This window comes from Nocardioides albus (assembly GCF_014648255.1).
Classification (GTDB): Bacteria; Actinomycetota; Actinomycetes; order Propionibacteriales; family Nocardioidaceae; genus Nocardioides; species Nocardioides albus.
Window position 1 is genome coordinate 92,846 of the sequence record NZ_BMQT01000003.1, and the last position, 20,570, is coordinate 113,415.

Below are 20,570 nucleotides of genomic sequence, written 5' to 3' on the forward strand. Positions count from 1 at the left end.
GTCGTCAATCCTAGGGGCTGCTTCGGAATGCAGCGCCGAGGGCCACGTCGTCCAGGTCGCGGAATGGGCGGCGTGGCACCGACGCTGGTTATCAGACGCTGCCGCGCAGGCCGGCACGCTGGACGACGCGCTGGATGGTCAGGTCCCGCTCGTTCGGCCGGCCGACGAAGTAGATGTTGTTCAGGCCCTGCTCCTGAGCAGCGGACTCGAAGACGAAGTGGCCGTAGTTGAGGATCTGGCCGGTGAACGACTGCTTCACGGTGATGTCCAGGACTCGCGCCAGCGGCATCGTCGCCAGCTCGCTCGAGAGCACCCCGTGGACGCGGAAGATGCGCATGTTGGTGACCACGAACCGGTCCCGGCTGACCACCAGCGCCCGCCAGAACGCATGGCCGACCAGCCCGAACGCGAGCAGCACGATGATCCAGGCGACGTTCATGTCGATCGTCGCAGCCACGATCATCAGCGCCAGCCCGAGAATCACCTCCACCACCGACCGGATGTAGGAGACCCAGTGATGGGTCACCTCGTCGACGACGACCTCACCTTCGTCACGCAGAAGGTGCTTGGAGATATCGACACCGAAGAGGTTCACGGAGTCAACGATAGTGATCCGAGGGAGCAGGAGTCGACCAAACAAGCCGTACGCCGGGACAACCTCCCCCGAGAAGTCGGTTTCTGACGCCGAAAGGTCAGTTCTTGACGCCGAGACGGCAGTTTTTGACGCCGAGAGGTCGATTCTCGACGTACGCCGCGCCATCTCGGCGTCGACAACTGACCCTTCGACGTCAGAAACCGACCTCTCGGCGTCAGGAACTGACTACTCGGCGAGGAGGGTGTCGGCTGCTGCGTACGGATCGCGCACGCCCTTGACCACCTCGGCGGCCAGGGCGTCCAGGTCGTCTGCCGCGCCTACGGTCGTCCACCTGGCGCGGAGGGTCTCGACGGCGATGGCCTCGACCTCGGCGCGGGCGCGACGGGTGCGGCGTACGTCGAGGGTTCCGCTGGAGCGCAGCCACTCGCGGTGCTCGTCGAGCGCGGCGACGACCTCGGCCATGCCCTTGCCCGACTGGGCGACCGCGGCGAGGACCGGTGGTGCCCAGGACTCGGCAGGGCGGTCGGCCAAGCGCAGCATCCCGCGCAGGTCGCGCTGGACCTTGCTCGCACCCTCGCGGTCGGCCTTGTTGACGACGTAGAGGTCGCCGATCTCCAGGATTCCGGCCTTGGCGGCCTGGATCCCGTCGCCCATCCCTGGTGCGAGCAGCACCACGGTGGTGTCGGCGAGCCCAGCGATCTCGACCTCCGACTGTCCGACCCCGACAGTCTCGACCAGGACGACGTCGAACCCGGCGGCGTCCAGCACCCGGAGCGCCTGCGGCGCCGACCACGCCAGCCCGCCGAGGTGGCCGCGCGAGGCCATCGAGCGGATGAAGACACCCGGATCGGTGGCGTGGTCGGTCATCCGGATCCGGTCCCCCAGCAGCGCGCCCCCGGAGAACGGCGAGGACGGGTCGACGGCCAGCACCGCCACGGTGCGCCCCGCGGCGCGCAGCTCGCGGACCAGCGCGGAGGTGGTGGTCGACTTCCCCACCCCGGGCGCGCCGGTGAGCCCCACGATGTGGGCGTGCCCGCCGTGCGGCGCGAGCGCGGCCATCACCTCGCGGAGCCGTTCACCCCCGCCGACGGGGGCGTTCTCGACGTACGACACCAGCCGCGCGACCGCCCGGGGCTCCCCGCCCCGGGCGCGCGCGACCAGGTCGCTCACATCAGCGATCAAAGCGATCATCGCCACCCGGCCGCGGGCGCAGCCGCGGCCCAGGCACGCACATCGCGGCGGCGACGCCGCTCACAAGACGCCCGGTAGTCCAACGCGGCGTCGCCTTGCGCTGCACGCACCTGGACCACGGCTGCACTCCCCGTCCGGTCGCCGATGATCACTCAGGCCTTGGGCACACGCACGATCAGGGCGTCACCCTGACCGCCACCGCCACACAGCGCGGCGGCACCGGTGCCGCCACCGCGGCGCTTGAGCTCGAGGGCGAGGTGCAGCACGACCCGGGTGCCGGACATGCCGACCGGGTGGCCGAGCGCGATGGCGCCACCGTTGACGTTGACCTTCTCGGGGTCGAGGTCGAGCTTCTTGGTCGACTCGATGCCGACCGCGGCGAACGCCTCGTTGAACTCCACCAGGTCGAGGTCGGCGGCGGTGATGCCCTCCTTCTCGAGCGCCTTGGCGGTGGCGTTGGCCGGCTGCAGCTGCAGGCTCGAGTCGGGGCCGGCGACCATGCCGTGGGCGCCGATCTCGCAGAGCCACTCCAGACCCAGCTCCTCGGCCTTGGCCTTCGACATCACCACGACGGCAGCAGCACCGTCGGAGATCTGCGAGGCGGAGCCGGCGGTGATGGTGCCCTCCTTGGAGAAGGCCGGACGAAGCTTGCCGAGGGACTCGACGGTGGTGTCGCCGCGTACGCCCTCGTCGGCGCTGACGACGATCGGCTCGCCCTTGCGCTGCGGGATCGACACCGGAACGATCTCCTCGTCGAAGACGCCGTTCTTCTGAGCCGCGGCCGCGCGCTGGTGCGAGGTGGCGGCGAAGGCGTCCTGCTCCTCGCGGGTGAGCTTCACGCCCTCGGCGTTGACCTGCTCGGTGAGACCGCCCATCGCCTGCTGGGTGGCCTGGTCGTAGAGCGCGTCATAGGCCATCGAGTCCACCAGCGCGGTGTCGCCGTATTTGAAGCCCTCACGCGACTTCGGCAGCAGGTGCGGCGCGTTGGTCATCGACTCCATGCCGCCCGCGACGATGATCTCCGCCTCGCCGGCGCGGATCAGCTGGTCGGCCATCGCGATGGTGTTGAGGCCGGAGAGGCACACCTTGTTGATGGTGATCGAGGGGATGTTCATCGGCAGACCGCCGGCGATACCGGCCGCCCGAGCCGGGTTCTGGCCGGCACCGGCCAGGATGACCTGACCCATGATCAGATAGTCGACCTGCTCCGGCGAGACGCCCGCCTTCTCCAGGGCGCCCTTGATGGCGACGCCGCCCAGATCGGCCGCGGACAGGCTCTTGAGCCCGCCGAGGAGGCGGCCGATCGGCGTACGCGCCCCGGCGACGATGACGTTGGACATGGGTCCTCCAAGAAAGTTTGCTGGTGCTGATCCGCCCATGAGGTTACTTATTAGTAACCTCCGTGGGAAGAGTGTTGACTGCAGCTTGGTGTGGCTGTCATCACACATTGTGCCCGTTGGACCCGAGCTCAAGGAGAGTAGGCCCATGACATCAGTCGAGATCCCACCGCACCTGTTCACCCAGATCGACCACGTCGGGCTCGCCGTCGCCGACCTCGACGCCGCGATCGAGCTCTACGAGAAGACCTTCGGCATGAAGCTCGCCCACCGCGAGACCAACGAGGAGCAGGGCGTCGAGGAGGCGATGATCGCGATCGGCGACTCCGACAACAAGCTCCAGCTGCTCGCGCCGCTCAACGAGAACAGCACCATCGCCAAGTTCCTCGACCGCAACGGCCCCGGCATGCAGCAGCTGGCCTACCGGGTCACCGACGTCGAGCAGGTCTCCACGATCCTCAGGGAGCGCGGCGTACGTCTCCTGTACGACGCACCGCGACGCGGCACCGCCGACTCCCGGATCAACTTCGTCCACCCCAAGGACGCCGGTGGCGTCCTGGTCGAGCTCGTCGAGCCGGCCGCGGACACCGCCCACTGATCCCGACGGTCCACCACGGCACGTGAACGATCCAAGAGTCATGTGTCACATCAGGCTGGTCAAGACGGTTACTCACCAGTAATGTCCAGCGCAATAGAGTCAACCGCGACCCCTACGACGACGCAGGAGCCGACCACATGCAACACATCCTCGACGCGATCCTCGCCGGCGATACGCCCGGCGAGGAGTTCGCGAACCTCGAGATCCCCGATCACTACCGTGCCGCAACCGTCCACAAGGACGAGGTCGACATGTTCGAGGGCGTCGCGACCAAGGAGAAGGACCCGCGCAAGTCCCTCCACGTCGAGGACGTCGCCCTGCCCGAGCTCGGCCCGGGCGAGGCCTTCGTCGCGGTGATGGCCTCGGCGATCAACTACAACACCGTGTGGACCTCGATCTTCGAGCCGGTCTCGACCTTCGGGTTCCTGGAGCGCTACGGCAAGGAGTCCGAGCTCGGCGCCCGCCACAACCTCGACTACCACGTCGTCGGCTCCGACCTCTCCGGCGTCGTGCTGGCCGTGGGCGCCGGTGTGACCAAGTGGAAGCCCGGCGACCGGGTCGTCGCCCACTGCCTGAGCGTCGAGCTCGAGGCCCCCGACGGCCACGACGACACGATGATGGACCCCTCCCAGCGCATCTGGGGCTTCGAGACCAACTTCGGCGGCCTCGCCGACGTCGCGATGGTCAAGGCCAACCAGCTGATGCCGAAGCCGGAGCACCTCACCTGGGAGGAGGCCGCCTCCCCCGGCCTGGTCAACTGCACCGCCTACCGCCAGCTCGTCTCCGCCAACGGCGGCAACATGAAGCAGGGCGACAACGTCCTGATCTGGGGCGCCTCCGGCGGCCTCGGCGGCTTCGCGACGCAGTACGCCCTCAACGGCGGCGCCAACCCGGTCTGCGTGGTCTCCAACGAGGAGAAGGCCAAGATCGTGCGCAACATGGGCGCCGAGATGGTCATCAACCGCTCCGAGATGGACTTCAAGTTCTGGAACGAGGAGGGCACCCAGCAGAACCCGAAGGAGTGGAAGCGTCTCGGCAAGGCCATCCGCGACCTCACCGGCGGCGAGGACATCGACATCGTCTTCGAGCACCCCGGCCGCGAGACCTTCGGCGCGAGCGTGTTCGTCACCCGCAAGGGCGGCACCATCACCACCTGCGCGTCGACCTCGGGCTACATGCACGAGTACGACAACCGCTACCTGTGGATGAACCTGAAGCGCATCATCTCGAGCCACTTCGCCAACTACCGCGAGTCGTGGGAGGCCAACCGCCTCATCGCGCAGGGCAAGATCCACCCGACGCTGTCGCGGACCTACACCCTCGAAGAGGTCGGCCAGGCCTCGCTCGACGTGCACCACAACAAGCACCAGGGCAAGGTCGGCGTGCTCTGCCTCGCCCCCGAGGAAGGTCTCGGCGTCCTCGACGAGGAGAAGCGTGCGGCCCACATCGACAAGATCAACCTCTTCCGCGGAATCTGAGACTCTTCGTCTCGGTAAATAGATCCCGGTTGAGACTGGATTCACGGCCGGTCCCCCCTTGCGTGAGGGGCGACCGGCCGTAGTCTTGCCCTTTGGGAGCAGAGGCAGCTCGTAGACGACCTACAGTGTGAGGAATCCGCCACAAATGACGAATGAGGGACTGTCCATCTTCAACGAGGCTTCAGAGCCTCGGAAGAACCCCGAGCAGGACTCGACCGAGACACAGGTCCTTCCCCGGGTCCCCGGCGCCTCCGGGTCGCCCACATCCGGCCACAACTCCCCACCACCTGCGCCAGGCTCACTCCCAGCCTTCCCGGTCGTGCGACGTGGCGGATACGACCCCGGCACGGTCAACGCGCGGGTCCAGCAGCTGCTCCAGGCCAACGGCCAGGGCCAGTCGGCTCTGCGCAACGCGCAGCGACGCATCGCCGAGCTCGAGCGCAAGGTCACCGACCTCAAGGCCGCCGCTGCCCAGGGCACCGAAGCACCGTCCTACGCGTCCCTCGGTGGCCGTGCGAGCGCGATGCTCCGCCTGGCCGAGGAAGAGGCCGCAGCCGTCAAGGAGGCCGCCGAGAAGGAGGCCGCGGTCATCCGTGAGGCCGCCCAGCGCGAGGCCGCCGCGACCAAGGCGTCCGCCCAGCGTGACATCGAGTCGCTGCGTACGACTCACTACAAGGAGATCGACGACCACCGCGAGAAGGTGACGTCGGAGGTCCAGCAGGCCCGCAAGATGGTGCAGGCCGAGAGCGACGAGCTGCTCGCCGCCGCCAAGCGCGAGGCCGACCAGATCCGGCTGGCCGTGCAGCAGGAGGTCACCCAGCTGCGTACGTCGACCCAGCGCGAGGTCGAGAAGGCTCGTGCCGGCGCCGACCGTGAGGTCCAGGAGGCCCGGCGGATGCTCGCCGTCGAGCGCGAGCGTCTGGCTCGCGAGGCGGCCGACCACCACGACCAGGCGATGGCCGAGACCGCTCGCATCGTCACCGAGGGCGAGACCCGCGCCGCCGACGCCGAGGAGCGGGCCCGGATCGCGGCCCAGCACGTCGCCGACCAGCGGGCCGAGCTGGCCAAGGAGTCCGAGGGGATCATCGCCCGCGCCCGCCGCGACGCGGAGGCGATCCTGTCCAAGGCTCGCGCCGAGGCCGACCACCTCGCCTCCACCGCGACCGTCGAGGCCGAGAAGGGTCACGCGATCATCAAGGCCGAGGTCGACCGCCTCACCAAGCGTCGCGATGCGATCGCCGCTCAGCTCTCCTCGCTCACCGACCTGGTCTCCGGGTTCGGCAAGACCGAGGACCCGGCCGAGCTCGAGGCGCCGAAGCCGATCACCGTGGACGAGGACATCGTCGACGGCGAGCTCGTCGACCAGGTCGACGAGGGTGTCACCGTGGTCGACTCCGAGGACGACCTCGCTGACGACTACGACGACTACGACGAGCCGTCGGAGAAGACCGCGATCCGCGAGCCCGAGACAGCTAAGTCCGAGAGGTGAACGCCGCCGCTGCCGACCGTCCAGGGGACGGTCCGGAGACGACGTCTGCCGAGACCGGCTCCCGCGATGACGCGATGGTCGACAGCGGGACCACGATCGCCGTCGAGGAGCCGGAGCCGGATGCGGAGAGTGAACGCGACGAGCGGTACGGCAAGCCCGGACCGCCTTTCGACAAGAAGTCTCCCTACCTGTTCGGACTGCTCCTCGGCCTCGGCCTGCTGACCGCCTACGCGGCGTCGAACCTCCTCGCCACGATGGGGAGCGTGATCCTCCAGGTGGTGGTCTCGCTCTTCATCGCCGCGGGCATCAACCCGATGGTGGTCTTCCTGCAGAGGCGAGGCTTCCCCCGTCCGTGGGCGGTCGTGACCGTCATCCTCGGACTCCTGGGCATGCTCGCGCTCTTCTTCCTGGCACTCGTGCCGGTGATCAGCGACCAGATCGCCAAGATCTCGGCCAACGTCCCCGGCTGGATCGAGGAGCTCCAGCGCAACGAGCGCATCCAGCAGCTCAACGACAAGTACCGGATCCTCGACAAGGTGCAGGACTTCGTCGCCAGCGGTGACTTCGCCAGCAGCGCCTTCGGCGGGGCGCTCGGTGTGGGCCTGGCGGTGATCAATGTGCTCGTCACGGGGTTCATCGTCATCGTCTTGACGCTCTACTTCATCGCCGCTTACGACCAGACGAAGAACGCCATCTACCGCCTCGCCCCGGCCTCGCGCCGCGAGCGGGTCAGCAAGCTCGGCGACCGGGTCTTCGACGGTGTCGGGGGCTATGTATCCGGAGCCTTCATCGTCGCGCTCTGCGCCGGCCTGTCCACCCTGGTGCTGCTCTTCGTCATCGGGATGGGCGAGTACGCCGTCGCACTCGCCTTCGTCGTCATGGTCACCGATGTGATCCCGATGATCGGTGCCACCATCGGCGCGGTCATCGTCTGTGCGATCACCTTCGCGACGACCGACCTGAAGACGGGGCTCATCGCGGTCATCTTCTACATCGCCTACCAGCAGTTCGAGAACTACGTGGTGTATCCACGGGTGATGTCGCGCTCCGTCGACATTCCCGGGGTCGTCACCGTGATCGCGGCCCTCATCGGCGTCTCGCTCCTCGGTGTCGTCGGCGCTCTGCTGGCGATCCCGGCCGCGGCCGCGATCTTGATGCTGGTGCGCGAGGTCTTCGTCAGAGCGCAGGACGAGCGTTAGCGCATCAGTCGACCTGTGAAGTGCCGTCCGCCTCTGCCGCGGGCGGCACTTCCTGGTTCACGGAGGCCGTCGTCGAGCGCTCCCCCTGCTGGACCGCGATGATGCCGGCCAGCACGACCAGCCCACCGATGAGCTGGATCAGCCCGGGCGCCTCGCCGAGGAGCAGCCAGGCGAAGACGACGGCCGAGACGACCTCGAGAAGCCCGACGAAGGACGAGAGCCGCGAACCGAGGTTACGAGTGGCGGCGATGCCCGTGGCGTACGCGACCGAGCAGGTCAGCACACCGAGGCCGATCAGCGGCACCCACCACGCTACCTCCATGCCCGCCATCACGACCGGCGACGTCTCGATCGCGAACGGGATGGCCCCGATCAGACAGAGCAGTGCCAGCAGGATCGTTGCGCCGGTCAGGCCGAGCCAGGCCAGTGCCAGCGGCGGCAGCGTGGTGCTGGAGTGGGCGTTGAGGACGAAGTAGCCGGCCAGGCCGACGGCGGCCCCGGCAGCCCACAGGATCCCGACCGGATGGACGTTCGCTCCGCTGACGAGGTCGAGGACGAGCACCAGCCCGGCGATCGCGACCAGCGCGCCCACCATCGTCAGCCTCGAGGGCCGCTCCCCATGACGCAGCCACATCCAGGCGACGACGAGCACCACTCCCATGTACTCCATCAGCAGGGCCGGCCCGACCGCCATCCACTGCACCGCGGAGAAGAACGCGAACTGCGGCACCACGATGGCCAGCAGTGCGTACGCCACCACGACCCGCCAGCTCGCGATGACGCTGCGCCACCGCCCAGCGAGCGCGCGCACCGCGAAGGGCGCGAGCACGAGGGCACCGATGCCGACGCGGAAGATCAGCACGCCGCCCGTCGACCAGCCGGTGTCGAAGAGGCCGCGTCCCAGCGGTCCGGAAAGGCTGAACGTGACCGCCGAGACGACCGCCAAGAACAGTCCGGCAGCCACCAGCGGCGTCTTCTGCGTGCTCTGCGGCACCGCCTCGTCATTGGTCAAAGTCGTCATGGCACATGACGATCCCAGCGACACGGTAATGTGTCAACATGGTTTTCACCCATGACACCGAGGTAGGCCTCCAGGCGGCCGCGGCGCTGGCGAACACCCTCGCCCTCTCCCCCGGCTCGGTCGACGAGCTGGCGACCGTGGCGGCGCTCGACGAGCTCTTCGTGACGTACGACTACACGGGTCGGCACGACCGCGACCGAGCCGAGCTCGACGAGGTCCGCGCCCTCCGCGTCCGGCTGCGCGATCTGCTCACCGCCGAGCGCGACGAGGCCGTGCGCCTGACAAACGAGATGCTCGCCGAGCACCGCGCGACGCCTCAGCTCGTACGCCACACGAGCTACGACTGGCACATCCATGCCACGGAGCCCGACGCGCCGCTGGCGACGAGGATCGCCGTCGAGACCGCGATGGCCATGGTCGACGTCATCCGCGCCGACGAGCTGTCTCGGCTCTCGATCTGTGCCGACGAAGGCTGTGAGGGAGTCGTCGTCGATCTGTCCCGCAACCGCTCGAAGCGCTACTGCTCGCCGACCTGCACGAACCGCAACGCCGTTGCCGCCTATCGGGAGCGTCAGGCCGCGAGCACGAAGTAGCGGAGGGCGACGTAGACCCAGGCGACTGCCAGCGTCACGGCGGTCACCACGATCCCGTACCGGGTGAACGTCCAGAAGCTGATCGGATGACCGGCTTTGGCTGCGAGACCGAGCACGACCACGTTGGCGCCCGCGGCGACGGCCGTGGTGTTGCCGCCGAGATCTGCGCCGAAGACGAGGGCCCACCACAGCGGGCTGTCGGCGCCCGAGGACGGTGTCGCGGCGACCATCTCCTCCACGATCGGCACCATCGCCGCGGTATAGGGGATGTTGTCGACGAACCCGCCGACGACTGCCGATCCGATCATCAGACCGGTCACCCCGGCGAGCTCGTTGTCGCCCATCAGGTCGGCGGCATACGACCCCAGGGATCCGATCACGCCGACCTCGACCAGCCCGCCGACCAGCACGAACAGCGCCATGAAGAAGGCCAGCGTCGACCACTCGACCTCCGCCAGGAACGCCTCCGTCCTGGTCTGGGAGACGACGACCATCGCACCGGCCCCGAGCATCGCAACCAGGGACGGGTCCAGATGGAGCTCGGTGTGCAGGCCGAAGGCGAGCATCACCAGGGCCAGGACGGCCAGGCAGCGGTAGAGCAGCCCGCGGTCCGGGATCGCCGAGGCGGGTGGCTCGATGAAGCCGTTCAGGTCGACCTTGCCACGCAGCTCCGTGCGGAAGAGCACTCGGACCAGCCCGATCAGCACCACCAGCAGGATCAGGCACAGCGGCAGTGAATGGACCAGGAAGTCGGTGAAGGTCAGGTCGGCCCGGCTGGCCACGATGATGTTGGGCGGGTCGGCGATCAGCGTCGAGGTGCCGCCGACGTTCGCGGCCAGGATGAGCGAGATCAGGTACGGCATCGGGTTCAGGCCCAGGCGCTCGCAGACCGACAGCGTGACCGGCGTGACGAGCAGCACCGTGGTCACGTTGTCGAGGATCGGAGAGAGCGCCGCGGTGACCAGGATCAGCAGGGTGGCGAGACGGGCAGGGCGGCCACCGGACTGCTTGACCGCCCACAGCGCGAGGAACTCGAACAGGCCCGTCTGCTTGAGGACACCGACGATCACCATCATCCCGAAGAGCAGGAAGATGACGTCCCAGTCCACCCCCGTCTCGTGGCTGTAGAAGGCCGACTCGGCACTGATGATCCCGAGCGCGACCATCGCGGCGACGCCACCCAGGGCGGCGGCGACGCGGTGGACGCGTTCGGTGGCGATCAGGCCGTAGGTGACGATGAAGATCGCCACCGCTGCGTACACGATCATGCGTTGAGCTCCATGCCATCGACCCTCCGTTACCGGAGACCTGATCCGAATGGGTGCTGCCACCCATAAGTCCTGACCAGAGGACATGTCAGGGTTGGTACATGAGTCATCTACCGCTCTACTGGCGGGTCTGCCTGACCAACGGCACGCTCTTCTGTGTCGGCACCCTGGTCCTGGCGCTGTCGCCGGCCCGGGTCTCGGAGCGGGTCCTGGCCTCGGAGGCGGTGGTGCTGGCGGTCGGGCTGGTCGTGATGGCGACGCTCAACGCACTCCTGCTGCTGCGCAGTCTGGCGCCGATCGACCGGGTGATCCGCACCATGGACTCGGTCGACCACCTCTCCCCCGACCAGCGTCTGCCGACCCTCGGCAATGGCGCCGGCGCACGCCTGGTGGCCAGCTACAACGCCATGCTCGAGCGCCTGGAGACCGAGCGGAGCACCAGCAACGCCAAGGCGCTCGCCGCTCAAGAGGCCGAGCGCCACCGGATCGCCCAGGAGCTCCACGACGAGGTCGGGCAGTCGCTCACCGTCGTACTCCTGGGGCTCAAGAGGCTGGAGCGACAGGTGCCCGAGACGGTCCGCCCCGAGCTCGCCGCGGTCCGCGAGTCGGCCCGGACCGGCATCGACGACGTACGCCGCGTGGCCCGGCAGCTGCGGCCCGGAGTCCTCGAGGACCTCGGCCTGCACGCCGCGCTCGCCTCGCTGGCCACCGACGTCGGCGCCCTCGGCCGCACGACCGTACGCCGCACCATCGGGCGCGGGCTTCCCGAGCTGCCGCAGGACCGCGAGCTGGTGATCTACCGGGTCGCCCAGGAGGCGCTCACCAACGTCGTCCGCCACGCCCACGCCGCTACCGCCGAGCTCTCGTTGTGCAAGGTCGGCGACAAGGTCGTCCTCACCGTCTCCGACGACGGCCGCGGCAACGCCGACCTCGTGGCCGGCGCCGGGATCAGCGGCATGCGGGAGCGGGCCCTGCTCGTCGGCGCCGATCTGAGCGTGACCAGCACCCCTGGCCACGGCACCACCGTCCGCCTGGAGGTGCCGTTGTGACTCCCACGCCGCCTAAGATCCGGATCCTGTTGGCCGACGACCACACCCTCGTACGCCGCGGGGTCCGCCTCATCCTCGACGCCGAGCCGGACCTCGAGGTGGTCGCCGAGGCGGCCGACGGTGCCGAGGCCGTCGCCGCCCTCCGCGATGTCCAGGTCGACCTGGTGATCCTGGACGTCGCCATGCCCCGGATGACCGGGCTGCAGGCCGCGCGCACCATCGCTCGGATGCGTACGCCTCCCAAGATGCTGATGCTCTCGATGCACGACAACGAGCAGTACTTCTTCGAGGCGCTCAAGGTCGGCGCGAGCGGCTACGTCCTCAAGTCCGTCGCCGACGAGGACCTGGTCGATGCCTGTCGAACCGCCATGCGAGGTCAGGCCTTCGTCTATCCCGGGGCGATGAGCGCGCTGGTTCGCGACTATCTCGATCGGCTCCGGCGCGGAGAGAGTCTGCCGCGGACCGTGCTGACCGAACGCGAGGACGAGGTCCTCAAGCTCATCGCCGAGGGGCATTCGACTCGCGAGATCGCGCGTGAGCTCACGATCTCCTACAAGACCGTCGAGCGGCATCGGGAGAACATCCTCGCCAAGCTAGGGCTTCGTGATCGGACTCAGGTGACTCGGTACGCGATTCGGGCTGGGCTCATCGAGCCGTGAGCTCGTTCCGCTGGATGAGCCGCTTTCCCCGGTGGATGAGCCGCCTCTCCCCGCTGGTCGAGACCCAGCTCCCGCTGGTCGAGCCGCCGGGCCACCCCGCTGGTCGAGCCGCCGGAGCCGCTAGGCGGAGGCGTGTCGAGACCAACGCGGTCGGTTCGGGACACCTCGCTACGCGACTGTTTCTTCGTTTCAAGGTTCGCCGCCGACCCGATCTCGAGTGTTTCTCGATCAGCCACCGCCTCAAGGACGCCCTTCGGGCGCCGCTTCGCGGTGGCCTACGGCCATCCTTGACCCGGCACCCGATCGAGAAAGAATTTCGCCAGTATCGGGGCGGCGGCGAGGGTGTGGCGCGGAGATCACGTTACATGTTCACGGACCGCGTAATTCGAGGATGACCTGCGCAAACAGGTAGATTCGGGGTGCTGTTTCGCATATAATTGCGGGTATGAACGAGACCGTCGACCAGCTCCTCACCGGGCCACCTGTGGGTGCGGCCGAGGGGGAATTGGTCGACTGGATCACTCGGCTCGAAGAGGTCAAGTGCGTCGCGGAGGCCGTGCAGGCAGAAGCGGCGGTACGTCTCGAGGACGCTGTCCGCGTCCGGCAGGCTGAGGCTGGGGTTCCTGACCGGAAGCTCGGTGAAGGGGTCGCCTCCCAGATCGCGTTGGCGCGACGGATCTCACCCGCCAAAGGTGCAAGCGCGTTGGGGCTGGCGAAGGTCTTGGTGGCAGAGATGCCGCACACGTATGCGTTGATGAAGACCGGGTTGTTTTCGCAGTGGCAGGCCAGCATCCTCGCCCGCGAGACCGCCTGCCTGTCGGTGGAGGACCGGCGGGTCATCGACTACCAGCTTTGCGCTCTCGACCCCGGCGGCGAACCGCCGGCGGTCGTGTCAATGGGGTTCAAGCAGCTCGAGAACGCCGCGAAGAAGGTCGCGATCACCCTCGACCAGGAATCCGTCGTGGCTCGTGCTGCCAGTGCGGAGAAGGACCGTCGGGTCAGTGTCCGGCCGGCACCGGACACGATGACCTGGCTCGGAGCGCTGCTTCCGGTCAAGGACGGTGTCGCTGTCTACGCAGCATTGGATCAGGCCGCGAAGACTGCCCAGGCGGCTGGTGATGGGCGGACCCGGGGCCAGGTCATGGCCGACACGCTGGTCGACAGGGTCACCGGACGCGCAGGCGCCGAAGGTGTGAAGCCTCGGATCGAGGTCAAGATCGTCATGACCGCAGACTCCCTCGCCAATGACACAGATCGGCCCGCGATGGTCGAGGGCTACGGGCCCGTCCCCGCGACCTGGGCCCGTGACGCGCTCGCCGATGCCGAGGTCTTCGTCCGGCGGCTGTTCACCGACCCTGCAGGGCGGCTGATCGCGATGGAATCACGCTCCAGGAAAGCCCCCGACGGGCTCGCGGAGTTCATCACCACCCGCGACAGCGGGATCTGCCGCACCAACGGCTGCGACGCCCCGACCCGCAACGTCGACCACATCGAACGCCACGCGGACGGAGGGAAGACCAGCGCGACGAACCTCCAAGGCTTGTGCGAGCGATGCAATCAAGCCAAGGAGGCCCTCGGCTGGCAAGCCAGACCCGGACCAGACGGCAGCATCATCACCATCACACCCACCGGACACACCTACACCAGCCCGCCACCCGACACCTGGCAACCGGACAAACCGCCACTGTCCAAAGCCGAGTTCACCCTGCGCGACGTACTCCTCGACCACGACCTCGCCGCCTGACCGGAGTCGACTGCGGCCCCGGCTGGCGGAGAGTCTCAGTCGCCGAGGAACTGACGGAGAGCCGCGAGGAAGGTCTCCGGCTTCTCGGAGTGGACCCAGTGTCCGGCGCCCTTGATCGTCACCTTGCGGTAGCGCGGGAACCAGGCCTTCATCTCAGGCGCGTACTCGTCGGTGACGTAGTTCGACCGTTCGCCGGCCACCCACAGCACCGGACCGTCGTAAGGCTGGTACGCCTTCAGCTGGTCGGCCGGCCAGGCGCCGATCTGGTCGAGGTCGCGGCCGAGGACGCGGAGGTTCATCGACCAGCGCCAGCTGTCGCCGTCGCGGCGCAGATTCTGGAGCAGGAAGCCACGGACCGTCGGGTCGGGGACCGCCTCCTGCAGCCCGGCATCAGCTTCCTCGCGGCGGGTGATGGAGTCCAGGTCGAGGCTCTGCATGGCGTCGACGTATGTCTTGAAGCCGCCGACGCGTTCATAGACGACCGGAGACATGTCGGCCACGACGAGCTTCGCCACCAGCTCGGGACGGGTGATCGCGAGCAGCATCGCCACCTTGCCGCCCATGGAGTGGCCGACCACGGTTGCGGGCTCCTCGGCCGAGAGCAGCTCGGCGACGGCCGCGGTCACTTCGAGGTAGTCGAAGGTGTCAGGTTGCGGGGAGCGGCCATGGTGAGGCAGGTCCACGAGCGTGACCCGGTGCTTGTCGGCCAGCTGCTTGCCGAGCGTGTTCCAGTTGCGTCCCTGGCCGAAGAGTCCGTGCAGGAAGACGACACGACTACCGGTCTCGCCGAGCTCGAGCGTATGAAGAGTCACCGAAGGATCGTACGGGAGCGGCCGAGGCTAGAAGTCGAAGCCGTCGAACATGTCGCCGATGCCGTCACCGATGCCGCCGAACATGTCCCCCATGCCCTCGCCGATGCCACCGATCGCATCGCCCATGCCCTCGCCGATCTCCCCGAAGGCGTCGAAGCCGCCGAAGGCGCTGAACATCAGTCCGGCGAACATCCAGTCCATCGGCGAGAAGGCGCCGAAGTAGCCGGCGGCGTAGGGCCGGTAGGCCGGGCCACCCTGCCAGTAGGGAACGCGCTCGTTGCCGACCATCACCTTCCGGGTGTCGGGCTCGGCACCGGCTTTGACCCGCTCTGCGTCGAGCGCGCAGGCCGGTACGTCACGAGGAGTGCCGCCCGGCGGCGCCCACTCCACATCCTCGACCGAGAGGCCGTGGCGCGGGTCGAAGAAGCACGGCGGGCGGCGCTTCGGCAGCGGCTCGCCGGCGACCCGAGCCTCGACGCAGGCGATCGCATAGCGGCCGTCCTCGACGATCGTGGTGATCTTCTTGACGTCGTCGGGCACGGTCATCTTGTCGACCGTGCGCTTCGCCGTCTCGTACTCGTCCAGCGCGCGCTGGTAGTCAGCGTTGGCGCCCTCGTCGAGCTCCTTGCCGGCCATGTCCAGGTCGAGCTTCTGCAGCTCTTCACCGAACGCGGTCACGTCCTCGAAGGCGAGCTGCTTGACCGGCTCGAGGTCAGCGCGCTGCTTTTCCAGCGCTCGCGCCTGCGAGCGCTTGTTGGTCACTACCACGGTCCCGATCACCGCGACGACGATGAGGAGTGCGATCAGAAGTCCCACGTCATTCAGCGTACTGCCACGGTGGTCGGGCCCGCGGTGACCGCGTCACGAGTAGTCGCGGAACCCCTTACCGGTCTTGCGGCCGAGGTAGCCCGCGGTGACCAGGTGCTCCAGCAGCGGCGCAGGCGCGAAGCCCGGCTCGCGGAACTCCAGGTAGAGCTCCCGCTCGATGGCCAGCGAGACGTCGTTGCCGACCACGTCGAGCAGCTCGAAGGGCCCCATCGGCAGCGCACAGCCGAGCTTCATCGCGGTGTCGATGTCATCGGCAGTCGCGTAGTGGCCCTCGAGCATCTTGACCGCGTCGTTGAGGTAGGGGAAGAGCAGAGCGTTGACGATGAAACCGGCCCGGTCCCCGCACGAGACCGGCGACTTGCCGACCTTCGCACACAGCGCCCGGACGGTCTCGGATACCTCCTCGGACGTGGTGACGGTCGAGACGACCTCGACCAGCTTCATCACCGGCGCCGGGTTGAAGAAGTGCATCCCGACGACGTCGGAGGGCCGCTTGGTCACCTTCGCCAGCTCGATCACCGGCAGGCTCGAGGTCGTCGTCGCCAGGATCGCACCGGGCTTGCAGATGTCGTCGAGGTTCTCGAAGAGCGTCGTCTTGATGGCCAGGTCCTCGGCGATCGCCTCCACGACGATGTCGACGTCGGCCAAGTCGTCCAGCGAGGTCGTGCCGGTCAGCCGGCCGAGGATCTCCGGCTTCGCCGACTCCTCCAGTTTGCCGCGGCCGATCGCCTTGTCGAGGCTCTTGGTGATCCGCGCGGCGACACCGTCGACCTTGTCCTGGCTGCGCCCGACGTACGTCACGTCGTAGCCGCCCTTGGCGAAGACCTCGACGATCCCGGAGGCCATCGTGCCGGTTCCGACGACGCCGATCTTGGTGATCTCACGGCGCAGCTCGTGGGTCGCGTCGGCGCTCGGGGTGAGGGCGTCCGGGACCACGATCGGCGAGTCGGCGCCCTCGTAGGTGTAGAAGCCGCGGCCCGATTTCCGCCCGAGCATCCCGGCCGTGACCATCTGCTTCAGGATCGGCGCCGGGGCGTGCAGCCGGTCGCGACCCTGGCGATACATCGTGTCGAGGATCTCGTAGGAGGTGTCCAGCCCGATCAGGTCCAGCAGCGCCAACGGCCCCATCGGGTAGCCGCAGCCCAGCCGCATCGCGGTGTCGATGTCCTCGCGGGTCGCGTAGTGGCCCTCGAACATCGAGACCGCGTGGTTCAGGTAGCCGAAGAGCAGCGCGTTGGCGATGAACCCGGCCCGGTCGCCGCAGACCACCGGCGACTTGCCGAGCTTGCCGACGACCTCGCGGGCGTCCTCGAGCACGTCGGGCTCGGTCACCACGGTGCGTACGATCTCGACGAACTTCTGCACCGGCGCCGGGTTGAAGAAGTGCACGCCGACGACCCGGCCGGGGTGCTTGGACGCGGTCGAGATCTCGGTCACCGACAGCGACGAGGTGTTCGTCGCCAGGATCGTCTCGGGAGCCACGATCTCGTCGAGGGTGGCGAGGATCGACTTCTTCAGCTCGATCGACTCCACGACCGCCTCGACGACCATGTCGACGTCCTTGAGAGCCGTCGCGTCGGTGGCGAAGGAGATCCGGCCGAGCAGGGCGTCCTGCTCCTCCGGACTCAGCTTGCCGCGCTTGACCGCGCGCCCCGTCGAGTGAGCCAGGTGCTCCTTGCCGCGCTCGAGGCCCTCCTCGTCCCGCTCCACCCCGACGACGGTGAACCCGTTGCGGGCGAACACCTCCGCGATCCCGGCACCCATGGTGCCCAGGCCGACGATTCCGACTGTCTCGATCGTGCGCTCACTCATGTCCCGCATCCTGCCATGGCGCGATCGAGGCACGCCGGGATGCCGCTAGATTCGGCTCCCGTGACCGACGAGACCCAGACCAGCGAGCGCATCGACGCCGAGCGGATCATCCCCGCCTCCCCCACCGACATCTTCGCCGTCCTGACCGACCCCGACGGCCACGTCGCCATCGACTCCTCGGGCATGCTCCAGTCCGCAGAGGGACCCGTGGTCGCCGCGGTCGGCGACCGGTTCGTCGTCCACATGGACCGCGAGGCCCTCGGCGACTACCCGATGGGCAGGTACGACGTCACTGTGATCATCACCGGGTTCGAGCCCGGCAGGGCCATCGAGTGGACGATCGACGGCACCATCAAGCCGCCGATCGGCCACCGCTTCGGCTACGTGCTCGAGCAGCTCGACTCCGGCGACACCCGCGTCACCTCCTACTGTGACTGGTCCACCGCCCTCCCCGAGTGGAAGGCGATCTTCCCGGTCATCGACCAGAAGTCGATCCGGGCCACCCTAGGAATCCTGGACCGAGCCGTACGCCGCGGCTACCCCCACCCCTGACAGCCCGGGGAGGGTGGGTCAGTAGGTGTGGAAGCCCTCGCCGGTCTTGCGGCCGAGCTTGCCTTCCTGGACCTTCTGGATCAGCAGTGCGGCGGGGTCGAAGCCGGGCTCGCCGAACTCGTTGCGGAGCTCGGACTGGATGGCGAGGGAGACGTCGTTGCCGACGACGTCGAGGAGCTCGAAGGGACCCATCGGGAACCCGGCGGTCTCCTTGATCGTGGCGTCGATCTCGTCCATCGCGACGCCGGCCTCGTGCAGCTTGACGGCGTCGTTGAGGTAGGGGAACAGCAGCGCGTTGACGATGAAGCCGGAGCGGTCGCCGCAGGAGACCGGCACCTTCTTGACGGCCGCGGACAGCGCGCGCACGGTCTCGTCGACCTCGGGCGAGGTCAGGTCGGTGGTGACCACCTCGACGAGCTTCATGACCGGCGCCGGGTTGAAGAAGTGCATCCCGATGACGTCGCCGGGACGCGAGGTGACCTTGGCGAGCTCGGTGATCGGCATCGAGCTGGTGGTCGTGGCCAGGATGGCGCCCGCCTTGGTGATCCGGTCGAGGTCCTTGAAGAGCTCGGTCTTGATGTCGAGATCCTCGGCGATGCCCTCGACGACCAGGTCGGCGTCGGCGAGATTTTCGCGCGAGGTGGTGCCGGTCAGACGACCGAGGACGGCGGCCTTGGTCTCCTCGTCCGAGCGGCCCTTCGCGATGGCCTTGTCGAGCGACCTGGTGATCCCGGCGACGACCCCGTCGACCTTCTCCGGCGAGCGTCCGACGAAGACGACGTCGTACCCGGCCTGGGCGAAGACCTGGACGATGCCCGAGGCCATCGTGCCGGTGCCGACCACGCCGATCTTCTCGATCGTGTGGCGCAGCTGCGGAGGCCGTACGTCATCCCCGGCCGCTGCGGTGAAGGAGCCGGCGCCGTCGGCGATCTCGGTGAGCAGACCAGCCGGCTTGTGGAGGTTGTCGCCGGTCTCCTCGAACCGGGCGAGCAGTGCGTCACGTACGGCGGACGCGCCGATCTCGTCGACCGTGGCCAGCGGTCCCTGGGGGTAGCCGCAGCCGAAGCGCATGGCGTTGTCGATGTCGGCGGCGCTGGCGTAGCCGGACTCGAGCATGCGGATGGCGTGGTTGAGGTAGGGCAGTACGAGCACGTCGTGGATGGAACCCTGGGTCGAAACCGTCATGCGACGGAAGACTGCCAAATTTATTACCCATGAGTAACCCCCGATGGCGTGACGCTGCTCACATGGGGCGATGCGATACGTTCTCCCGGTGAGACTCGTCGTTGCCACCTGCCAGGTCGACTATGCGGGGCGGCTCACCGCCCACCTACCGATGGCCACCAGGGTGTTGATGCTCAAGGCCGACGGATCGGTGCTGGTCCACTCCGACGGGGGCTCCTACAAGCCCCTCAACTGGATGTCGCCGCCCTGCACCCTCTCGGAGAGCAAGGCCGACGACGGCCGCCTCGAGTGGACGGTCACTTCCAAGACGGCTGACACCCTGCGCATCCTGATCGACGAGATCCACCACGAGTCCTCCCACGAGCTCGGCATCGACCCCGGCCTGCAGAAGGACGGCGTCGAGAAGCACCTCCAAGAGCTCCTCGCCGACCACCCGGCGACCTTGGGCGAGGGCTTGACCCTCGTACGCCGCGAGTACCCCACCCCGATCGGCCCGGTCGACCTGATGTGCCGCGACTCCGACGGGAAGTCGGTCGCGGTCGAGATCAAGCGGCGCGGTGAGATCGACGGGGTCGAGCAGCTGACCCGCTACCTCGAGCTGCTCAACCGCGACCCGTTGCTTGCTCCGGTACGAGGCATCTTCGCCGCCCAGGCGATCAAGCCGCAGGCGCGCGTGCTCGCCGAAGATCGCGGGATCACCTGCGCGATCGTCGACTACGACGCGCTCCGCGGCCTCGACGACCCGACCGAGAGACTCTTCTGATCAACAGTTGGTGCACGTCCAGGCAAGTTCACCTCGGCGAAACACCTTTCCCTACGTTTCGCATGAAATAGCGTGACAAGATTCACACCATGTCCATCAATTACTCGGGGCATGGCGTTGGGGGCCGCCTGTCCGTGAGCGACGTGGAGGCGATCATGATCGACCTCCTGACGATGCAGCAGATGCACACGGCAGAGTTCCACGCGATCAAGAGCCGGATGGAGCGCACCGACGCTGCGATCGAGGCGGTCAACGCGCGCCTGGACGGCGTGGAGCGGAGACTGGACGACCTACTGATCTCGATGAGTCAGCTGCTCAACTGGATCAAGCCCGCCGACTCATCGAGTCGGCGCAAACTGACCTGAACACTCGCCGAGTCGGCTCGTCATGACGAGCC

The 20,570-nt window shown here is 67.9% G+C and carries 20 protein-coding genes; 11 read left to right on the forward strand and 9 right to left on the reverse strand.

Annotated elements, in window-relative coordinates; genetic code table 11:
• Positions 1-91 precede the first annotated feature (91 nt).
• The 3 genes from IEY84_RS06640 to IEY84_RS06650 form a co-directional block, all read right to left on the reverse strand.
• A complete protein-coding gene (locus tag IEY84_RS06640) occupies positions 92-595 on the reverse strand; it encodes a PH domain-containing protein (protein WP_183543573.1) in 504 nt (167 codons plus the stop codon).
• Positions 596-820: 225 nt separating this feature from the next.
• Entirely contained in the window at positions 821-1,786 is a 966-nt protein-coding gene (gene meaB / locus IEY84_RS06645; RefSeq protein WP_183543575.1) for a methylmalonyl Co-A mutase-associated GTPase MeaB, read from the reverse strand.
• A gap of 152 nt (positions 1,787-1,938) precedes the next feature.
• Complete coding sequence (locus tag IEY84_RS06650; protein WP_183543577.1) at positions 1,939-3,126, reverse strand: acetyl-CoA C-acetyltransferase; 1,188 nt, start codon at positions 3,124-3,126, stop codon at positions 1,939-1,941.
• A gap of 145 nt (positions 3,127-3,271) precedes the next feature.
• On the opposite strand from IEY84_RS06650, the gene mce reads away from it, so the two are divergent.
• The 4 genes from mce to IEY84_RS06670 all read left to right on the forward strand — a co-directional run bounded on the left by mce (position 3,272) and on the right by IEY84_RS06670 (position 7,887).
• Positions 3,272-3,721: a methylmalonyl-CoA epimerase gene (gene mce, locus IEY84_RS06655; RefSeq protein ID WP_183543578.1), complete on the forward strand. Its 450-nt coding sequence runs from the start codon at positions 3,272-3,274 to the stop codon at positions 3,719-3,721.
• 137 nt (positions 3,722-3,858) lie between these two features.
• Positions 3,859-5,199, forward strand: coding sequence for a crotonyl-CoA carboxylase/reductase (gene ccrA, locus IEY84_RS06660; RefSeq protein ID WP_183543580.1), 1,341 nt, complete (start codon positions 3,859-3,861; stop codon positions 5,197-5,199).
• A gap of 319 nt (positions 5,200-5,518) precedes the next feature.
• Entirely contained in the window at positions 5,519-6,688 is a 1,170-nt protein-coding gene (locus tag IEY84_RS06665) for a hypothetical protein (protein WP_183543582.1), read from the forward strand.
• Entirely contained in the window at positions 6,685-7,887 is a 1,203-nt protein-coding gene (locus IEY84_RS06670; protein WP_183543584.1) for an AI-2E family transporter, read from the forward strand. Before IEY84_RS06665 ends, IEY84_RS06670 begins: the two co-directional genes overlap by 4 nt.
• 4 nt (positions 7,888-7,891) lie before the next feature.
• Here IEY84_RS06670 and IEY84_RS06675 read toward each other — a convergent pair whose 3' ends face one another.
• On the reverse strand, positions 7,892-8,908 hold the full coding sequence (locus tag IEY84_RS06675; RefSeq protein WP_183543586.1) for an EamA family transporter: 1,017 nt from the start codon (positions 8,906-8,908) through the stop codon (positions 7,892-7,894).
• A 38-nt stretch (positions 8,909-8,946) separates the two neighbouring features.
• Here IEY84_RS06675 and IEY84_RS06680 point away from each other — a divergent pair, with 38 nt between their 5' ends.
• Positions 8,947-9,501 carry a CGNR zinc finger domain-containing protein gene (locus IEY84_RS06680; protein ID WP_183543588.1) on the forward strand — a complete coding sequence of 185 codons (555 nt, stop codon included), beginning with the start codon at positions 8,947-8,949 and terminating at the stop codon, positions 9,499-9,501.
• On the opposite strand, the gene IEY84_RS06685 is transcribed toward IEY84_RS06680, so the two are convergent.
• Positions 9,480-10,769, reverse strand: a complete 1,290-nt coding sequence (locus IEY84_RS06685) for an ArsB/NhaD family transporter (protein ID WP_183543590.1) — start codon at positions 10,767-10,769, stop codon at positions 9,480-9,482. The two genes, IEY84_RS06680 and IEY84_RS06685, sit on opposite strands and share 22 nt — an antisense overlap.
• A 101-nt stretch (positions 10,770-10,870) precedes the next feature.
• Here IEY84_RS06685 and IEY84_RS06690 point away from each other — a divergent pair, with 101 nt between their 5' ends.
• From IEY84_RS06690 to IEY84_RS06700, 3 genes are all read left to right on the forward strand, one after another.
• On the forward strand, positions 10,871-11,818 hold the full coding sequence (locus tag IEY84_RS06690) for a HAMP domain-containing sensor histidine kinase (protein ID WP_221208628.1): 948 nt from the start codon (positions 10,871-10,873) through the stop codon (positions 11,816-11,818).
• Positions 11,815-12,477, forward strand: coding sequence for a response regulator (locus IEY84_RS06695; protein ID WP_183543594.1), 663 nt, complete (start codon positions 11,815-11,817; stop codon positions 12,475-12,477). Before IEY84_RS06690 ends, IEY84_RS06695 begins: the two co-directional genes overlap by 4 nt.
• 445 nt (positions 12,478-12,922) lie before the next feature.
• Positions 12,923-14,221, forward strand: coding sequence for an HNH endonuclease (locus tag IEY84_RS06700; protein ID WP_183543596.1), 1,299 nt, complete (start codon positions 12,923-12,925; stop codon positions 14,219-14,221).
• Positions 14,222-14,256: 35 nt separating this feature from the next.
• Here the strand turns inward: IEY84_RS06700 and IEY84_RS06705 are convergent, their stop codons facing one another.
• From IEY84_RS06705 to IEY84_RS06715, 3 genes are read right to left on the reverse strand one after another with little or no spacing between them, the layout of a single operon-like run.
• On the reverse strand, positions 14,257-15,033 hold the full coding sequence (locus IEY84_RS06705; protein WP_183543598.1) for an alpha/beta fold hydrolase: 777 nt from the start codon (positions 15,031-15,033) through the stop codon (positions 14,257-14,259).
• 27 nt (positions 15,034-15,060) lie between these two features.
• Positions 15,061-15,849: a hypothetical protein gene (locus tag IEY84_RS06710; RefSeq protein ID WP_183543600.1), complete on the reverse strand. Its 789-nt coding sequence runs from the start codon at positions 15,847-15,849 to the stop codon at positions 15,061-15,063.
• 45 nt (positions 15,850-15,894) lie between these two features.
• Entirely contained in the window at positions 15,895-17,673 is a 1,779-nt protein-coding gene (locus IEY84_RS06715; RefSeq protein ID WP_183543602.1) for a 3-hydroxyacyl-CoA dehydrogenase family protein, read from the reverse strand.
• A 60-nt stretch (positions 17,674-17,733) separates the two neighbouring features.
• Here IEY84_RS06715 and IEY84_RS06720 point away from each other — a divergent pair, with 60 nt between their 5' ends.
• Entirely contained in the window at positions 17,734-18,225 is a 492-nt protein-coding gene (locus IEY84_RS06720; RefSeq protein WP_229788409.1) for an SRPBCC family protein, read from the forward strand.
• An 18-nt stretch (positions 18,226-18,243) separates the two neighbouring features.
• Here the strand turns inward: IEY84_RS06720 and IEY84_RS06725 are convergent, their stop codons facing one another.
• Positions 18,244-19,410 (reverse strand): 3-hydroxyacyl-CoA dehydrogenase NAD-binding domain-containing protein, encoded by a 1,167-nt coding sequence (locus IEY84_RS06725; RefSeq protein WP_221208629.1) that lies wholly within the window; start codon positions 19,408-19,410, stop codon positions 18,244-18,246.
• Between the two features lie 88 nt (positions 19,411-19,498).
• Between IEY84_RS06725 and nucS the strand changes: the two genes are divergently transcribed.
• The gene (gene nucS, locus IEY84_RS06730; RefSeq protein ID WP_183543606.1) at positions 19,499-20,173 is read left to right on the forward strand and encodes an endonuclease NucS; all 675 of its coding nucleotides are present in this window, start codon (positions 19,499-19,501) and stop codon (positions 20,171-20,173) included.
• 89 nt (positions 20,174-20,262) lie between these two features.
• Positions 20,263-20,538: a hypothetical protein gene (locus tag IEY84_RS06735; RefSeq protein ID WP_183543608.1), complete on the forward strand. Its 276-nt coding sequence runs from the start codon at positions 20,263-20,265 to the stop codon at positions 20,536-20,538.
• Positions 20,539-20,570: the final 32 nt, after the last annotated feature.

Coding starts and splice junctions, on each gene's coding strand:
- meaB (WP_183543575.1), bottom strand. CDS start 1,786: ATGATCGCTTTGATCGCTGATGTGAGCGACCTGGTCGCGCGCGCCCGG.
- IEY84_RS06650 (WP_183543577.1), bottom strand. CDS start 3,126: ATGTCCAACGTCATCGTCGCCGGGGCGCGTACGCCGATCGGCCGCCTC.
- mce (WP_183543578.1), top strand. CDS start 3,272: ATGACATCAGTCGAGATCCCACCGCACCTGTTCACCCAGATCGACCAC.
- ccrA (WP_183543580.1), top strand. CDS start 3,859: ATGCAACACATCCTCGACGCGATCCTCGCCGGCGATACGCCCGGCGAG.
- IEY84_RS06675 (WP_183543586.1), bottom strand. CDS start 8,908: ATGACGACTTTGACCAATGACGAGGCGGTGCCGCAGAGCACGCAGAAG.
- IEY84_RS06680 (WP_183543588.1), top strand. CDS start 8,947: ATGGTTTTCACCCATGACACCGAGGTAGGCCTCCAGGCGGCCGCGGCG.
- IEY84_RS06685 (WP_183543590.1), bottom strand. CDS start 10,769: ATGATCGTGTACGCAGCGGTGGCGATCTTCATCGTCACCTACGGCCTG.
- IEY84_RS06690 (WP_221208628.1), top strand. CDS start 10,871: ATGAGTCATCTACCGCTCTACTGGCGGGTCTGCCTGACCAACGGCACG.
- IEY84_RS06700 (WP_183543596.1), top strand. CDS start 12,923: ATGAACGAGACCGTCGACCAGCTCCTCACCGGGCCACCTGTGGGTGCG.
- IEY84_RS06715 (WP_183543602.1), bottom strand. CDS start 17,673: ATGAGTGAGCGCACGATCGAGACAGTCGGAATCGTCGGCCTGGGCACC.
- IEY84_RS06725 (WP_221208629.1), bottom strand. CDS start 19,410: ATGACGGTTTCGACCCAGGGTTCCATCCACGACGTGCTCGTACTGCCC.
- IEY84_RS06735 (WP_183543608.1), top strand. CDS start 20,263: ATGTCCATCAATTACTCGGGGCATGGCGTTGGGGGCCGCCTGTCCGTG.